The organism is Novosphingobium aromaticivorans DSM 12444, assembly GCF_000013325.1.
In the GTDB taxonomy this organism is placed as follows: domain Bacteria; phylum Pseudomonadota; class Alphaproteobacteria; order Sphingomonadales; family Sphingomonadaceae; genus Novosphingobium; species Novosphingobium aromaticivorans.
This window is the reverse complement of record NC_007794.1, coordinates 2,694,987-2,709,906: the sequence shown is the minus strand read 5'-3', so window position 1 is coordinate 2,709,906 and position 14,920 is coordinate 2,694,987. Positions and strand designations below refer to the sequence as shown.

14 protein-coding genes and 1 tRNA gene are annotated in these 14,920 nt (G+C 63.4%); 11 read left to right on the top strand and 4 right to left on the bottom strand.

Annotated elements, in window-relative coordinates; genetic code table 11:
• Positions 1 to 23: 23 nt before the first annotated feature.
• Genes SARO_RS12620 through SARO_RS12595 form a run of 6 tightly spaced genes read left to right on the top strand, consistent with a single transcriptional unit; the run spans position 24 to position 7,528 of the window.
• Positions 24 to 299: a hypothetical protein gene (locus SARO_RS12620; protein WP_234007359.1), complete on the top strand. Its 276-nt coding sequence runs from the start codon at positions 24 to 26 to the stop codon at positions 297 to 299.
• On the top strand, positions 296 to 2,227 hold the full coding sequence (locus SARO_RS12615; protein ID WP_011446147.1) for a hypothetical protein: 1,932 nt from the start codon (positions 296 to 298) through the stop codon (positions 2,225 to 2,227). The genes SARO_RS12620 and SARO_RS12615 overlap by 4 nt, the downstream gene beginning before the upstream one ends.
• Positions 2,224 to 3,339, top strand: coding sequence for an NAD(P)-dependent alcohol dehydrogenase (locus SARO_RS12610; RefSeq protein WP_011446146.1), 1,116 nt, complete (start codon positions 2,224 to 2,226; stop codon positions 3,337 to 3,339). Before SARO_RS12615 ends, SARO_RS12610 begins: the two co-directional genes overlap by 4 nt.
• A 25-nt stretch (positions 3,340 to 3,364) precedes the next feature.
• A complete protein-coding gene (locus SARO_RS12605; RefSeq protein ID WP_011446145.1) occupies positions 3,365 to 4,798 on the top strand; it encodes an aldehyde dehydrogenase family protein in 1,434 nt (477 codons plus the stop codon).
• Between the two features lie 15 nt (positions 4,799 to 4,813).
• Positions 4,814 to 6,346 (top strand): acetyl-CoA acetyltransferase, encoded by a 1,533-nt coding sequence (locus tag SARO_RS12600; RefSeq protein WP_011446144.1) that lies wholly within the window; start codon positions 4,814 to 4,816, stop codon positions 6,344 to 6,346.
• Positions 6,347 to 6,355: 9 nt separating this feature from the next.
• Complete coding sequence (locus SARO_RS12595; protein WP_011446143.1) at positions 6,356 to 7,528, top strand: CaiB/BaiF CoA transferase family protein; 1,173 nt, start codon at positions 6,356 to 6,358, stop codon at positions 7,526 to 7,528.
• 65 nt (positions 7,529 to 7,593) lie between these two features.
• On the opposite strand, the gene SARO_RS20265 is transcribed toward SARO_RS12595, so the two are convergent.
• Complete coding sequence (locus tag SARO_RS20265; RefSeq protein ID WP_011446142.1) at positions 7,594 to 8,982, bottom strand: endo alpha-1,4 polygalactosaminidase; 1,389 nt, start codon at positions 8,980 to 8,982, stop codon at positions 7,594 to 7,596.
• 467 nt (positions 8,983 to 9,449) lie between these two features.
• On the opposite strand from SARO_RS20265, the gene SARO_RS12580 reads away from it, so the two are divergent.
• Genes SARO_RS12580 through SARO_RS12570 form a run of 3 tightly spaced genes read left to right on the top strand, consistent with a single transcriptional unit; the run spans position 9,450 to position 12,633 of the window.
• Complete coding sequence (locus tag SARO_RS12580; protein WP_041550345.1) at positions 9,450 to 11,390, top strand: pilus assembly protein; 1,941 nt, start codon at positions 9,450 to 9,452, stop codon at positions 11,388 to 11,390.
• Positions 11,387 to 11,968 (top strand): TadE/TadG family type IV pilus assembly protein, encoded by a 582-nt coding sequence (locus SARO_RS12575; protein WP_011446140.1) that lies wholly within the window; start codon positions 11,387 to 11,389, stop codon positions 11,966 to 11,968. The genes SARO_RS12580 and SARO_RS12575 overlap by 4 nt, the downstream gene beginning before the upstream one ends.
• On the top strand, positions 11,962 to 12,633 hold the full coding sequence (locus SARO_RS12570) for a TadE/TadG family type IV pilus assembly protein (protein ID WP_041550343.1): 672 nt from the start codon (positions 11,962 to 11,964) through the stop codon (positions 12,631 to 12,633). Before SARO_RS12575 ends, SARO_RS12570 begins: the two co-directional genes overlap by 7 nt.
• 98 nt (positions 12,634 to 12,731) lie before the next feature.
• On the opposite strand, the gene SARO_RS12565 is transcribed toward SARO_RS12570, so the two are convergent.
• Positions 12,732 to 12,808, bottom strand: a tRNA-Arg gene (locus SARO_RS12565).
• 58 nt (positions 12,809 to 12,866) lie between these two features.
• Between SARO_RS12565 and SARO_RS12560 the strand changes: the two genes are divergently transcribed.
• Positions 12,867 to 13,592: a queuosine precursor transporter gene (locus SARO_RS12560; protein WP_011446138.1), complete on the top strand. Its 726-nt coding sequence runs from the start codon at positions 12,867 to 12,869 to the stop codon at positions 13,590 to 13,592.
• A 68-nt stretch (positions 13,593 to 13,660) separates the two neighbouring features.
• Here SARO_RS12560 and SARO_RS12555 read toward each other — a convergent pair whose 3' ends face one another.
• Complete coding sequence (locus SARO_RS12555) at positions 13,661 to 13,885, bottom strand: PspC domain-containing protein (protein ID WP_011446137.1); 225 nt, start codon at positions 13,883 to 13,885, stop codon at positions 13,661 to 13,663.
• Positions 13,885 to 14,013, bottom strand: coding sequence for a hypothetical protein (locus tag SARO_RS21600; RefSeq protein WP_256325468.1), 129 nt, complete (start codon positions 14,011 to 14,013; stop codon positions 13,885 to 13,887). Before SARO_RS21600 ends, SARO_RS12555 begins: the two co-directional genes overlap by 1 nt.
• 345 nt (positions 14,014 to 14,358) lie before the next feature.
• Here SARO_RS21600 and rimP point away from each other — a divergent pair, with 345 nt between their 5' ends.
• Positions 14,359 to 14,919, top strand: a complete 561-nt coding sequence (gene rimP / locus SARO_RS12550; RefSeq protein WP_011446135.1) for a ribosome maturation protein RimP — start codon at positions 14,359 to 14,361, stop codon at positions 14,917 to 14,919.
• Position 14,920: the final 1 nt, after the last annotated feature.

The following is a 14,920-nucleotide window of genomic DNA, read 5'->3' as shown; positions in this document are numbered from 1 at the left end:
GCGCGTTCGCGGTATTCTTGCTGATGTGGCTGACAAGGCCCCTGCGGTGGCTGGCGGTGCGGCTCGGCCTGTCGGGGCAGGGGGCGACCGCGAACCCGGCCGTCAGCTGGCGTCCCGGCCAGCAACAGCTCCAGCTTCCGAGGCGCGGCCCTGCATCGTCCGTCGTAACAGCCGTGGCACTGGCTTTCATCGCCGGGCCGGCGACAGCCGCACCGCTGGTGGATGATGCCCCGGCCACGGGCTATGCCGCAGCGTTCCATGCCATGCTGTGCGGTCCTGGTCGGGAGGCGCGTCGATGACCAGCCTTGCGACGGAACTGCCGCTCCCCGGCCTGCCATCGTTCAGGGGCATGACCGGCCCCGCAACGGCGATGAGGCAACGCCGAACCTGGTTGATCTATCTTGGGCTGGTTGCCTTCGGCGCATTGCCGTGGGCGATTGGCGCTTCGCCTGCGTGGTGCGCGTTCGGTCTGGGGCTGTGGGTGCCCGGCGGCGGCTTCATCGCGCTTGGCGGTTGGTGGAGTCTGCTGGTCTTGCCTGCGGCGATCCTGTTCGTGGCCTCGCTGGTGGCCTGGTTCTGGGCGGGGGCGGTGGTGGCGCCGGTGCTGGTCTGGCTTGGCGCTGCGCTGCTGGCGGCTGGCATGGCCACCGATGCACCGTGGCCGGGGAGCCCGGTGGTCGTCGCCGCGCTCGTGGTCGCGGTGGGCTTTGCCTTTGCCCGCGCCAACGGCAAGGCGCGTGCGCGCGGCGCGGCGCGAGCACTTGTGAGGCAGGCATTCCTGCCCGCATCCTACGCCGAAGTGGCCGCACAGGCGAGGGGCCGGCCCGACGATGCACGCCGCGAACTCGATGCCGATCAACTGGCCGGCCTGCGCTACCTGCTCGACCGTGCCCTGCAGCCGGTCGGCAGCTTTGACGGCTTTACCGTGATCGACCAGTTCCAGCCTGCCGCATTGCGCTACCAGATCAACCACATGGGCTTCGCCCTGGGGATTGCGCAGCGCGCCTATCTACCGGCGTTCCGGGGCTACATGGGGCTGGCGCAGCGCAACCTGATCGAGAAGTACCTTGAGCGGAAGGTCTGGGATTACTGGGTGCTGGAGAGCTGCTGGGGGCATCTCAACTTCACCGACTGGAACCCGGCGGCGCGCGACAACATCATGCTAACCGGCTGGTTTGCCGCGCATGTAGGCCAGTACATGCTCGCAACGGGCGACCGGCGGTACATGGAGCCCGGGAGCCTGACGTTCCGGCTGAACCGGCGGCAGAGCTGGGCGCACGATTTCACCACCATCGTCGGTTCGGTGAGCGACAACTACGCAAGGGCGGATTTCGGCCTCTTTGCCTGCGAGCCGAACTGGATCTACCCGATCTGCAACCACTACGGCATGCTGGCGCTGGTCACGCACGACGCCCTGACCGGATCCAAGCTTGTCGACCGCCACCTGCCCGGATGGATACGCGGCCTCGATACCGAGTTCACCGACGCCTCCGGCTCCATCGTCGGGCTGCGTTCGCAGTTCACCGGCCTGCCGGTGCCCTTTCCCGTGGGTGAGGCAGGCTATTCGCACTTCGCCAATTGCTTCATGCCCGACCGGGCGCGGCAGTTCTGGGCCATTGCGCGCCGCGAGATCGAACCGCTCATCGTGGCGGAGGATGACGGTGGCAGCCGTATCGCCATGCCGGGGGCAGGCCTCGATGCCGGCCACTACAAGCCAGGCCACGTCGGGGCCTATGCGAGCTACCTGGTGGCGGCACGCGAATTCGGCGACCGCGAGCGGGCCGATGCCGCGCTACGCGGGCTGGAGCGCGACTGCAGGCCGGACCGGTCGGATGGCGTGTTGCGCTATCTCACGGGTTCGAACATTTCCAACGCGACCGCTATCATGGGGCTGCTGATGGACACCGGCGACTTCCGTCGCTCGTTCACCGAGCCTCTGCCCGAGACGCGGCTTGCCGGACCGATGATCGAGAGCATGGACTATCCCGATGTCCTCGTGGCCCGCGCGTGGAGCGATGGCAGCCGCCTCGAGGCCGTCCTTCTTCCCGGCCGTGGTGCCTGCCGAAAGGCCGTGCCGTTGTCGCAACTCGTGCCCGGCGCGCGCTATCGCGTCGTGGGCGCGCAGCAGGCCGAGGTGACAGCTTCGCCGGAGGGGGAAGCAGTGCTTGACGTCGTGCTCGACGGCCGGATCGAGATCATCGTGGAACCCTTGGAGAATCTGGCATGACCACCTGCTGTGCCGCTGTCGCCCGTGGGGCGAACCAGCCCTTCACCATCGAGCAACTGACGGTGGACGGACCGCGTGCGGGCGAGGTGCTGGTACAAATCGCGGGCGTCGGTCTGTGCCATACGGACCTTGTTTTCCGCGACCAGTTCGACGCCTTTGCCAAGCCCGGCGTGCTTGGTCACGAAGGGGCCGGCGTGATCGAGGCGGTGGGAGAGGGTGTGACCGGCCTTGCCGCAGGCGACCGGGTTGTCCTCGGCTTTTCGTCGTGCGGCGAATGCGCGCGGTGCGCCGAGGATCTGCCCAGCTACTGCGTGCAATTCGTGCCGTTGAACTATGCCGGGATGCGGCTGGACGACGGTTCGACCGCCCATGCGGCACACGATGGCGAGCGGGTGTCGTCGCATTTCTTCGGCCAGTCTTCCTTCGCCACGCTTGCGGTGACGCGGGCCCGCAACGTGGTGAAAGTGCCGGATTCCACGACGGTTCCGCTCGAACTGCTCGGACCGCTCGGGTGCGGCTTGATGACCGGTGCCGGGGCGGTGATGAATTCCATGGCGTGCAAGGCCGGATCGTCTCTCATCGTGTTCGGCGGCGGGCCGGTGGGACTGGCGGCGGTCATGGCAGGCAAGGTCCGCGAATGTTCGCAGATCATCCTGGTGGAACCAGTGGCCTCGCGGCGCGCGATTGCGCAGGAACTGGGGGCGACGCATGTGATCGATCCCGCCGATGGCGATCTGGGCGAGGCTATCCGCGCGATCCTGCCGCTGGGCGTGGATGCCGCGCTCGATACCACGGGCAATGTCGCGGTGATCGAAACCGGGCTGGGCAATCTCGCGCCGCACGGAATCATCGGTCTGGTCGGCGTACCCAGGGACATGACCGCTTCGGTTACCTTCAACATCGCGGCGTTGATGACGCCGGGCTTGCGCATCATCGGCATCATCGAAGGCGATGCCGTGCCGCAGGATTTCATCCCCGAACTTCTCGCGTTGAATGCGCAAGGGCGGTTCCCGTTCGAACGGATGGTGCAGACCTTCCCGCTTTCCCGCATCAACGAGGCGATCGACGCGCAGGCGCGCGGCGACTGCATCAAGGTCGTCCTCATCCCCTGATCCGCGAGATACCAGGAGCAAAACGATGGAATTCAACAACAATTATCACATGCTGATCGGTGGAGAACTTGTCGCCGCCGAAGCCCGCCTGGACGTCGTGAACCCGGCGAACGAGCAGGTGATTGCGTGTGTTCCCGATGCTGGCGCTGCCGAACTGGACGCAGCGGTCGCTGCCGCGCGCAAGGCGTTCCCAGGCTGGGCGGCGACCCCTATCGCAGAGCGCAAGGCCATGCTCGACGCACTTGCCGATTCGATCTTCGCCAATGTCGACGGCTTCAAGCGCCTGCTGACCGCAGAGCAGGGCAAGCCGCACCATGAGGCGCAGGGCGAGATCATGGGGGCGGGCTACTGGCTCAAGGCCTATACCGCGCTCGACCTGCCCGAGACGGTGAACGAGGATTCGGACGAACGCCTGTCGATCACCCGGCACGTGCCGCTGGGGGTGGTCGGCGCAATCGCCCCGTGGAACTTCCCGATGATCCTCGCGATGTTCAAGGTCGCGCCGGGGCTTCTGGCGGGCAACACCATGGTGCTGAAGCCTTCGCCCTTCACCCCGCTTTGCACCCTGAAGTTCGCTGAGCTGGCGAAGGAAATCCTGCCGGCGGGCGTGCTCAACGTGATCACCGGCGGCGATCATCTCGGCCCGCTGATGACCGCACATCCAGGCTTCGACAAGATCAGCTTCACCGGGTCGACCCAGACAGGGCGCCGCGTGATGGCATCGGCCGCGCCGACGCTGAAGCGCGTGACGCTGGAGCTTGGCGGCAACGACGCGGCCATCGTGATGCCTGACGTGGATGTCGAGAAGATTGCCGAACAGCTCTTCTGGGCGGCCTTCACCAACAACGGCCAGATCTGCATCGCCACCAAGCGCATGTACATCCACAAGGACATCTATGAGCCGCTGCGGGATGCGCTCGTCGCCTATGCCCGTACGGTGAAGGTCGGCGATGGCTCGGAGCAGGGCACCCAGATCGGGCCGATCAACAACGAGGCGCAGTACAACCGTGTGCTGGACCTGATCCAGGACGCGAAGGACAATGGCTACAAGTTCCTGCTCGGCGGCGAGAAGGCCGAGGTGCCGGGATACTTCGTTCCGATCACCATTCTCGACAATCCGCCCGAGGACAGCCGTATCGTGCAGGAAGAGCAGTTCGGTCCGGTCCTGCCGCTGATCCGGTTCGACGATTTCGAGGACGTGCTGAACCGAGTGAATGCCAGCGACTATGGCCTTGGCGGATCGGTCTGGGGCAGCGACGAGGACAAGGCCTTCGAACTTGCCCAGCGCGTACAATCGGGCACTGTCTGGGTCAACGAGACGCAGCACCTTTCGCCGCTTGCGGCCTTTGGCGGCATGAAGCAGTCGGGCGTAGGCGTGGAAGGCGGGCTGGAAGGCCTGCTCGAATATACAAGCGCGCAGACGCTGGTGCGTCGCAAGAAGGCCGCGTTCGTCAACTGACTGGTGAGGATGGGCATGCAGGTATCTGAAACGACGCCGATTATCGTCGGCGTCGGCCAGTTCGTCGAGCGGATCGACGCCCCCGACTATGCGGGCCTTTCGTTTGCCGATCTATCGGCGCGCGCGGGGGCCGCGGCGCTTGCCGATGCGCGTGCGGCGCTGCCGCTGGCGCCGATGGTGAAGGCGGTCGGGGCGATCAGGACGTTCGAGGAATCGGGCGCGATGCAGGTGCCTTTCGGGCGCGCGGACAAGATGCCGCTGGCAGTCGCGCGCCGGCTCGGCATCGAGCCAGAGGTGGCGATCCTGGAGAAGGTCGGCGGGCAATCGCCGCTGGCTCTGCTTGCGGATATGGGCGCTCGCATCGCATCGGGCGAGGTTACGGCGGCGCTCATGTTCGGCAGCGAGGCGATCTCTACCGTGCGTCACCTGACGACCCGGGGCGAGAGCCGCGACTGGGCCGAACATGACGATGGCGAGATGATCGACAAAGGCATGGGGTTCGAGGGTACGCTTTCGCCAGTGAGCATCGCCCACGGCATCCGGGCGCCAGTCGTTGCCTATGCGCTGTGCGAGAATGCCCGCCGGGCAAGGCTGGGCCTGTCGCGCGAGGCCTATGCAGCCGAGATGGGACGGCTTTTCTCGCCATTCACCGAGGTGGCCGCGCGCAATCCCTACAGCGCGGCTGCGGTAAAGCCCATGAGCGCCGGGGAAATCGCCACCCCCGGCGAGCGCAATCGCATGATTGCCGATCCCTATCCGCTCAAGCTCGTGTCGCGCGACCAGGTCAACCAGGCGGCGGCCGTTCTGCTGATGTCGGTGAAGGCCGCCCGGGAGGCGGGGGTGCCCGAGGAAAGGTGGGTGTTCCTCCACGGCGCCGCGCTTGCCAACGAACGCGAGATCCTCGACCGTCCGGACATCGGTGCCTATCCGGCAGCCCGCGCCGCCATCGCCTCCGCCTTTGCCCGTGCCGGCAGGAGCGTGGCCGACATCGCGGCGTTCGATTTCTATTCCTGCTTTCCGATCCCGGTATTCAACGCGGCCATCGACGGACTTGGCCTTTCCCCGGACGATCCGCGCGGGCTTACGGTCACGGGCGGGCTTCCTTACTTCGGCGGGGCGGGCAACAACTATTCGATGCACGCTTTCGCCAGCATGGCCGAACGCCTGCGCGCGAAGCCGGGCGACTTTGGCTTCGTCGGCCTCAATGGCGGGTTCCAGTCGAAATACGGCGCCGCGATCTTCTCGACCGAGCCGTGCGAATGGCCGGGGTGCGAGACGGGATCGATCCAGCAGAAGCTCGATGCGGCGGCCAAGCCCTCCATGGCACCTGCACCGGAAGGGCGCGGGCGGATCGGGACATATACCGTCACTTACGCCAAGGGCGTGCCGGAGCAGGCGATCGTGATCGGCGAGATGCTGTCCGGCGGACGCTTCATTGCAGCGAGCCGCGAGCCGGAAACGGTCACCGCCATGACGGAGGTCGATCCTCTCGGACGCGAGGTTTCCGTCACGCCATCCGAAAAGCGCAACAGCTTCACTTTCGCCTGAGGATCAAGCATGAGCGACAAGCCCGTAATGCTCGAGGGCATCCGCGTGGTGGACCTGACCACGGTCGTTTTCGGCCCCTATGCGACGCAGATCCTGGCGGATCTCGGCGCGGATGTGATCAAGGTGGAATCGCCCGGGATCGGCGATGCCTTCCGCTGGTCGGCAAAGCCTGCCGTCACGCCAGGCATGGCGCCAGCGTGGATGGCGCTCAACCGTGGCAAGAAGTCGGCGGCGCTCGATCTCAAGGCTGAAGCGGACCGTTCGGTCATGCTTGACCTGCTGCGCGAGGCGGACGTTTTCGTCGTTAACGTCCGGGGCAAGGCGCTCGAGCGGATCGGGCTCGATTACGACAGCCTCAAGGCCATCAATCCTTCGCTGATCTACGTTCACTGTGTCGGCTTCGGGCAGGATGGGCCCTATGCCGATCTCCAGGCCTATGATGACGTGATCCAGGCGGCGACCGGCACGACCACGCTCCTGCCGCGCGTCGACGGCAATCCGCACCCGCGCTATCTGCCCTCGCTCATCGCTGACAAGGTGGCGGGCCTGCATGCGACCTACGCGGCCTTGGCGGCGATCGTCCACAAGCAGCGAACGGGCGAGGGGCAACTGGTGGAAGTGCCGATGTTCGAGGCCTTCTCCAGCTTCATGCTGCTCGAACACCTCGGCGGCCTGACTTTCGACCCGCCGAACGCGCCCGAAGGCTATTTCCGCCAGATCGATCCGGATCGCCAGCCGTTCCCGACCGCTGACGGCTACGTAAGCATCGTCGCCTATACCGACGATGCCTGGCAACGCATCTTCACCCTGCTGGACCAGCCCGACTTCCTGAAGCAGGACCACCTTGCCACGCCGCAGCAGCGATATGTTGCACAGGCCGAACTCTATCAGGCGATAGCGCGGTTCACGCCGTTGCTTACCACGTCGGAGATCGTCAGCCGATGCCATGCAGTGCAGATACCGGCCCAGGCGGTGCGCGACCTTGCCGATGTGATGAAGGACCCGCACCTGCAGGCGGTCAACTTCTTCAGGCGGCGTGTCCACCCGGTCGAGGGCGCCTACTTCGAGCAGGCCGCGCCAGTGAAATTCGGCGCCGCCGAAGACGGGGAACGCCTGTCCCCACCACTGGGCGGCGAACATACCGAGGAACTGCGCGCACGCGGCTGGAACGCGTTCGGATGACGCCGGACGAGGGAGCGGCGTGGGCCGCTCCCTTGCGCGTGCCTCTTGCGCGCGGTTGCCGGCGATCAGATGATCAGGAAGTCGGCATGCGTCAGCAGCGTGCCGGGCGCGACGGTGGCGATGGCGACGGCCGAGAGTCTGCCGGTGCCGTCCGCATCGTAGCTGATCAATCCAGTGGATGCGTTGTAGATGATCCGGTCGCTGGCATCGTGGGCTGCCGATCCGATCCAGAATCCGGCATCGCTCAAGGTGCCGATGGCGCCCGCCGCAGTGAACACCGCGTGGTCGAGCACGATATGGTCCGTGCCGGCCTGGTAGTCGGCGATCGCGTCCCTGTGCTTGTTGCCATAGGCGCGGAACACGAAGGAGTCCGCTCCCGCGCCGCCGGCAAGCTTGTCGTTGCCGTTGCCGCCTTCGAGCCAGTCGTTGCCGCCGTTGCCTGACAGCACGTCGGCACCGGCTTTGCCGTAGAGCTTGTCGTTGCCGGACTTGCCAGCCAGGTTGTCGGAACTGCTCGTCCCGGTCAGGGTGAGATCGGTCACCAGCGTGGTGGTCGACGTTGTCGTGGTGGAGGTGGTTGTCGACGTAGAGGTGGTGCTGGTGCTGGTCGTCGTCGTGGTCGTCGTCAGACCGCTCCAGTCTTCGTGGATGTACTGGCCGGGCAGCACGCCGGTATAGCTGATGCCGTCGAGATTGATGTCCGCGGTGTAGTAGCCGACGTTGTAGTGCGCGGCCTGCGTTTCCACGTCGGCGATCTTTGCCGAGTCCGAAACGTACTCGATGGCGATGACATCCTTGCCCGCCGCCAGCATCATCTGGAGGAGGCTCATGCTGTACTGCGTCTCGCTCGAAGGCTGCTTCGAACCGCTGTCCGTATAGAACAGGTTCTCCTTGAACATGCCGTCGAGGTGGCTGAAATATGTCTGGTTGGTCAGCAGTTCCTCGGCGTTGTTTGCCCAGATCTTGAACGCCGGGTTCTTGGCATGGGCATAGTCGGCGAGGTAGGCGACCAGATCCGCCATGGCTTGTTCGGCACCTGCCGCGCCGCCCGGGCAATAGGTCTGCGCCCACTTCTGCTGGTATTCGTCGACGACGTCGAAGTAGACGCCATCATAGCCGGCAGCGATGATCCGGTCGATGTAGGCGGTTGCCACGGTGCGCCATTCGGCCGTCCAGTAGGCGACCTGATAGTTACCGGCCCACTGTGGATTTTCAGGTCCGAGGGCCGATTTCGGAATGGTGTTGAAGTAGTCTCGATAGACCTCTGCTTCACCAATGCTGAAGTATCCGAGAAGTAATGCACTGCCCGGTCCGCCGCCCATCTGCGCAACCTGCGTGGGCGTGAAAGCTACGCCGTCATCGTTGTAGATGTCTATTACCTTGACATCAAACGGAGCTACAGCAATTTCCGAAGGAACAATTCCCTGCAGAACATACATTCCCGTCCGCGCCATGATCCGATCCTTCCTCTTTTCCGGAGGGCGTTGGAAATTACGCAGCCTTCGGTTAGGATGCGTATTAAGTCCCATTTTGGTGCTTAATTTCGGGATGCCATTTCGGGTTAATGGAAATTAAGCGGGCATCGCTCCTGGAAATCGTTGCAAAAATAGGCGGTTACCCTGCGCAACTCCGAGGGACGCTTTGCCGAATTCGCGCAGCGCGCGGCGCCCTTATCCGATTTCGTTATGCCAGGGGCGCTCGCCGGGGAGCAGCGACTTTCGGGCGAATCGGCGGCCATTGCCGTCAGTCCGGCCCGCCGCTGGGACGGCCTGGTGCCGGTCGGCGCTGTTCGCACGGCCAACCACTCTGGATGTTAATTATAGGTGTGATCGGTACGAACAAGCGTTCATGGTAACGCACTGGAAACCGTCCCTGCGGCTTCTCGCCTTAATGTAAGCGCGAAAAGGTCGTTACTTTGGCTATGTTTCGGTTTCTGTCCCGGCTTCGCGGCGACACTGGAGGAAGCGTGCTTCCCCTGGCTGCCACGTGCGTGCCCGTCCTGATCCTGCTGATCGGCAGCGGTCTCGACATGGGGCGGCTGTACAAGGCGCGGAACCGGCTACAATCCGCATGCGACGCCGGTGCGCTTGCCGGGCGGCGTTCGGTTTCAAGCGCCGGTTATGATGATGCGGCCAAAGCCCAGGCTGCGGCATTCTTCAACGCAAACTTCAATGAAGACGATCTTGGGGCGACCGAAACAAATTTCGCCACCAGTTCGGCTGATGGCGGCAGCCTGGTGGAAGGCATCGCGACCACGGATGTCGAGATGGTCCTGATGAACCTGTTCGGCGTGATTTCGGTTCCGATCAATGTGGAATGCAGCGCCACCATGGATATCGGCAATACCGACGTCACGATGGTCCTCGATACGACAGGTTCGATGAGCCAGACGCTGTCGGGCACGACGACGAAGCGTATCGACGCACTCCGAACCGCGATGAAGAACTTCTATGATACCGTCAGCGCCGCAACGACGGGGTCGAATGCCCGTGTCCGCTATTCCTTCGTGCCCTACAGCTCGTCGGTGAACGTAGGTCAGCTCATTTACGACCTCGATCCGGACTATCTGGTCGACACCTGGGCAATCCAGTCACGAACCCCCGTTTTCAACACGGTCACGGAGCAGATACTGACGGGATACGACACCCCGGTCACGACGACGGCCAGTTCGTACAGCAACGAGACCACGGGTAACGATCAGTCTTACAATTCGACGCGCTACAATTCGCTCTCGGCGTGCAACACGGCAAAGCCGGCTGACGTTGCCTGGGCGAACTACGGCAGCGCGACTCAATCGTCGACAACGACGACGAACAGCGCCGGTCAGCAGATCGTGACGGTCACGGTAACACAGCCGCAGCGCAAGACCACTTATACCTGTCAGATGTCCGGCGGCAGATATCGTATCTACTATTACTATACGACGAGGAATTACTACACCTATACGTACAATACGTCGAATCCTGTCTACACCACGGTGACAAGTCAGGTTTTCAGCAACTTTGCCTACAAGCAGATCAACGTCGACGTCTCCTCGTACAAGAAGTTTCAGACAGTCACGGTCCAGAATGGCACCAACGGTGCCAACGTCAGCTATACCTGGAAGGGGTGCATCGAAGAACGCGATACCGAAGCCGCTTCCTCGTTCAGCTATTCGACTGTCGACGGAATGTCGCCATCCACGGCGCTGGACCTTGATATCGACAGGGTTCCCGACAGTGATCCAGCGACGAAGTGGGCGCCGATGTGGCCCGAACTTGGGTATTACCGAACCGCATCGTCAAGATCGTCGACGCCGGTTTCCACCCTGGAGACGACGAGCGGATCGCAGTTGTCGGCGGCGTGCCCATACAAGGCGCAGTTGCTGCAGACCATGTCGCAGTCCGCCTTCTATGCCTATGCCGATGCACTTTCGGCCAATGGCTCCACGTACCACGACCTGGGGATGTTGTGGGGCCTGCGCCTGAGTTCGCCGGATGGGCCGTGGCAGGCAATGGTCAACGAGACGCCGGAAAATGGCGGCGAAGTTTCGCGGCATATCATTTTCATGACCGACGGCCAAATGGACACCAACTACAAGGTCATGTCGACGTACGGCATCGAGTGGCACGACCGGCGAATAACCGACGACGGGGTCACCGACCAGGATGCGCGTCACACCCTGCGGTTCCGGGCGCTTTGCGATGCGGCCAAGGCGAAGGGCTTCCGGGTCTGGGTGATCGCCTTTGCGTCCGATCTGAATGATGACCTTTCATATTGCGCATCGGCCAGCAGCACATTTCCGGCGACGAACGCGACCGAACTGAACACCGCATTCCAGGAGATCGCCAAGAACGTTGCCGAACTGAGGGTCTATCAGTGAAGCGCCCAGGCAAACTCGTGGCTGAGGATTGTGGTGTCACCACCATCGAATTCGCGCTCGTGCTGCCGGTGTTCCTGCTGGCGATCGTAGGCTGTCTGGATCTTGGCCAGATGGTCTATGCCGTCGGCGTTCTGGACGGGGCGGTCGAAAAGGCTGCGCGTTCCGCAGCGCTCGAAACCGGTGACACGACTGCTGCCGATGCCGAGGTCGAAGACGTGATGTCAAGAATCCTGCCGGGGTCCACCCTCGCAACCAGTCGCAAGAGCTACGCCAACTACTCCGACATCAACCGTCCCGAGCGATGGAACGATGCCGACAACAACGGCACGTGTTCCGAGGGTGAGACCTACGTCGACGAGAACGGCAGCGGGGCATGGGAATCCGACGTGGGGTCCAATGGCAATGGCAGCGCGAGCGATGTCGTTGTCTATACCGTGACCGTCACCTACGAGCCCATTTTCGCGATGCCGCTCCTTCCCATCAACTGGAACACGCGGGAACTCACATCGAGCGCGATCAAGCGCAACCAGCCCTATGCTGCGCAGCCGGGCTACGGGTCGGATTCGGGCACATGCTGATGCGCCTCGCTCCGCCGGTTCAGCTCCTCGTGGAGCGCATTCGCGGCTGCACGTGTGGCGTTGCCACGATCGAGTTTGCCCTCATTGGGCCGATCATTTTGACCATCGGCCTTTTCGGCATCGAGACTGCCTATCTCAACACGGTCGACCTGAAGCTGAGCCAGATGGCCATGACCGTCGCCGACAATGCCTCGCGGCTCGGCCAGACGGACAACAGTTCGGTCACGCCGACCGTAACGGAGACCGACATCGCCGAAATCATGCGCGGCGTCGAGGAAGAGGGCGCGTCCATCGACTTCGAGACACGGGGGCGGGTGATACTGTCGAGCCTCGAGAAGGACAGTGCCACGGGCAAGCAGTACATCCATTGGCAGCGCTGCTACGGCAACCTCGAGCGCAATTCCGTTTATGGCGATGATGGAGCGAACAACGGGCTCAACGGAGATCCGCTGCAAGGCATGGGCAGCGGTACCGCCCAGATCACCGCCACCAGCAGCAGCACGGCGGTCATGTTCGTGGAGGTCTTCTACAGCTACGAGGGGTTGTTCGGCGACATGTTCCTGGCAGATCGGGTCCTGCGCAAGGAGGGGGCATTCCTCATCAGGGACGACCGAAATCTCACGCCCGGCGTCACCGGCACGGGAGGGCAGCATGCCTGCACCTGAACAGGCGATCGGTTCCGCGTCCGGCCGGCAATGCCGTCTTCGCCCCCGGTTGCCGATCGCGCGGGTCCATCCCACGGAAAAGTCGAGCTCTGCGGAAATGGCGCGCCCTGCAGGACTCGAACCTGCTACCTCAAGATTAGAAGTCTCGCGCTCTATCCAGATGAGCTAAGGGCGCGCGCCGTGTCCCTTAAGCACGCTTTTCGGATCGTGCAAACCGGGTTAGCAGGGTGGCCATGAGCGATCCCCAGATTTCCCGTATCGACGGCACCAGCAGCGCACGGCGCCATTTCCGCTATTTCGACTACGTGATGGCCTCGTTCGTGGCGATCCTGTTGCTGTCGAACCTGATAGGGGCGGCGAAGCTGGCGCAGGTCGGCGGCTATACCTTCGGCGCGGGCATCCTGTTCTTTCCCGTTTCCTACGTGATCGGCGACGTCCTGACCGAGGTATACGGCTATGCCAATGCACGGCGGTGCGTGTGGATGGGCTTCTTCGCGCTGATCTTCATGGCGTTCATGAGCTACATCGTCGTCGCCATGCCGCCTGCGCCGGGTTGGGATGGGCAGTCCGCCTATGAAAGCGTGTTTGGCTCTACCTGGCGAATCGTGCTTGCTTCGGTCACCGCCTTCTGGGCCGGGGAATTCGTGAATTCGTTCGTGCTGGCGAAGATGAAGCTGCTGACCGGCGGCAAGCATCTGTGGACGCGCACCATCGGGTCCACGGTGTTCGGACAGGCGGTCGACAGCCTGATCTTCTATCCTGTCGCGTTCCTCGGCATCTGGACGCACGAGCAGGTTCTGACGGTCATGGTCACCAACTGGCTGATGAAGGTCGTGTGGGAAGCGGTGCTGACCCCGGTCACCTACGCCGTCGTCGGCTGGCTCAAGGCCCGCGAAGGCGCGGATGTCTATGATACCGACACCGACTTCTCGCCCTTCGCCAAGGCGCCGCAGGTCTGAAATGGAGAAGCCCCGCCTCTCCGGGGGCGGGAGAGGCGGGGCGCTGGGGCTGGACGGGCCCTCAGGTGTCAGTCGGCGATTAGGCCGATCAGCAGGTAGACCAGCACGGCGGATCCAAAGCCGAGCAGGGTGCCGAGTGCGAAGGCCACGCGGACCAGCGTCACGTCGACGTTGAAGTAGTTGGCGATACCGGCACAGACGCCCATCACCTTGCCGCCCGCCTTGTCGAGGCGGAAGCCGCGCGAGGTTTCGATCGGGCGCGGAGCCGAGTCGTCGAAGCGAAGCTGGCTCATCAGATCATCTCCTGCAGGGCGACGGTGGCGGCCTGGTGGGCCGGGGTGCTGACGGTTCCTGCGATCAGCGCGAGGCTCAGGGCGAAGGCGCTGGCGGCTGCGGCGATGCGCTGGGTGAAAAGGGTCATGTCTAAAGTCCTCATGTTCGGGTCGCTGGTAGTGCGATTTGCGGGCCTTTCGGCTCATGCTCCGAACATTGCAGGGACCGTGCCAGATTGCGGAAGGTCCCGAAATCCGGTCTTATCGCGATGGCCGGAGGCCGATTGCCGGTTCACGATTTCCAACACTTGGCAAATTTCACCATGTCTTGGTGTCGAGGTGTGGCTGCTTCACGGTGCGATGATTGCGGCTTGCAATTTTAGGCCGATGCGCATATCTGCGCCTCATCCCGACATTGTGAAAGCAAGGTCAGGCTGGCTCCAGACGGTGCCGGCTCGGACCCGCTTTTGCCCGTTGTCGGCCACGGAGATTGCATGACGGACATTGCGCGGATCATCGAGGTTGTCGAGCCGGAGGCCAAGGCCCTTGGCTTCGATCTCGTGCGCGTGCGCTACTTCAAGGGCGGCGAAATCGGCGACGAGGAGCATACGCTTCAGATCATGGCTGAACGTCCGGACACGGGCCAGCTCGTGATCGAGGACTGCGCAGCCCTCTCGCGCCGGGTTTCGGACCGCTTCGACGAACTGGAAGAGGCCGGCGACGTCCTCATCGAGGACGCCTATCGTCTCGAGGTGTCCTCTCCCGGCATCGACCGTCCGCTGACCCGCGCGAAGGACTTCGCCGCCTGGATTGGCCACGAGGCCCGCGTCGAACTTTCCGAACTGCTCGACAACCGCAAGCGTTTCCGGGGTGAACTCAAGGGGTTCGACGCCGAAACGCAGGCCATTTCGATCGAGGACGACGGCGTCGTGTTCGAAGTGCCGTTCGATCTCGTGTCCAATGCCAAGCTTATCCTCACCGACAAGCTTATCGCCGCCTCCCGACCGCTGGATACCAGCGGTGCGGACGAAATTCTCGAAGAACAGGAAGACTGAC

Bases quoted from the DNA above. Each gene is read 5' to 3' on its own strand.
- SARO_RS12620 (WP_234007359.1), top strand. From the start codon at position 24: ATGTGGCTGACAAGGCCCCTGCGGTGGCTGGCGGTGCGGCTCGGCCTG.
- SARO_RS12615 (WP_011446147.1), top strand. From the start codon at position 296: ATGACCAGCCTTGCGACGGAACTGCCGCTCCCCGGCCTGCCATCGTTC.
- SARO_RS12610 (WP_011446146.1), top strand. From the start codon at position 2,224: ATGACCACCTGCTGTGCCGCTGTCGCCCGTGGGGCGAACCAGCCCTTC.
- SARO_RS12605 (WP_011446145.1), top strand. From the start codon at position 3,365: ATGGAATTCAACAACAATTATCACATGCTGATCGGTGGAGAACTTGTC.
- SARO_RS12600 (WP_011446144.1), top strand. From the start codon at position 4,814: ATGCAGGTATCTGAAACGACGCCGATTATCGTCGGCGTCGGCCAGTTC.
- SARO_RS12595 (WP_011446143.1), top strand. From the start codon at position 6,356: ATGAGCGACAAGCCCGTAATGCTCGAGGGCATCCGCGTGGTGGACCTG.
- SARO_RS20265 (WP_011446142.1), bottom strand. From the start codon at position 8,982: ATGGCGCGGACGGGAATGTATGTTCTGCAGGGAATTGTTCCTTCGGAA.
- SARO_RS12580 (WP_041550345.1), top strand. From the start codon at position 9,450: ATGTTTCGGTTTCTGTCCCGGCTTCGCGGCGACACTGGAGGAAGCGTG.
- SARO_RS12570 (WP_041550343.1), top strand. From the start codon at position 11,962: ATGCTGATGCGCCTCGCTCCGCCGGTTCAGCTCCTCGTGGAGCGCATT.
- SARO_RS12560 (WP_011446138.1), top strand. From the start codon at position 12,867: ATGAGCGATCCCCAGATTTCCCGTATCGACGGCACCAGCAGCGCACGG.
- SARO_RS12555 (WP_011446137.1), bottom strand. From the start codon at position 13,885: ATGAGCCAGCTTCGCTTCGACGACTCGGCTCCGCGCCCGATCGAAACC.
- SARO_RS21600 (WP_256325468.1), bottom strand. From the start codon at position 14,013: ATGACCCTTTTCACCCAGCGCATCGCCGCAGCCGCCAGCGCCTTCGCC.
- rimP (WP_011446135.1), top strand. From the start codon at position 14,359: ATGACGGACATTGCGCGGATCATCGAGGTTGTCGAGCCGGAGGCCAAG.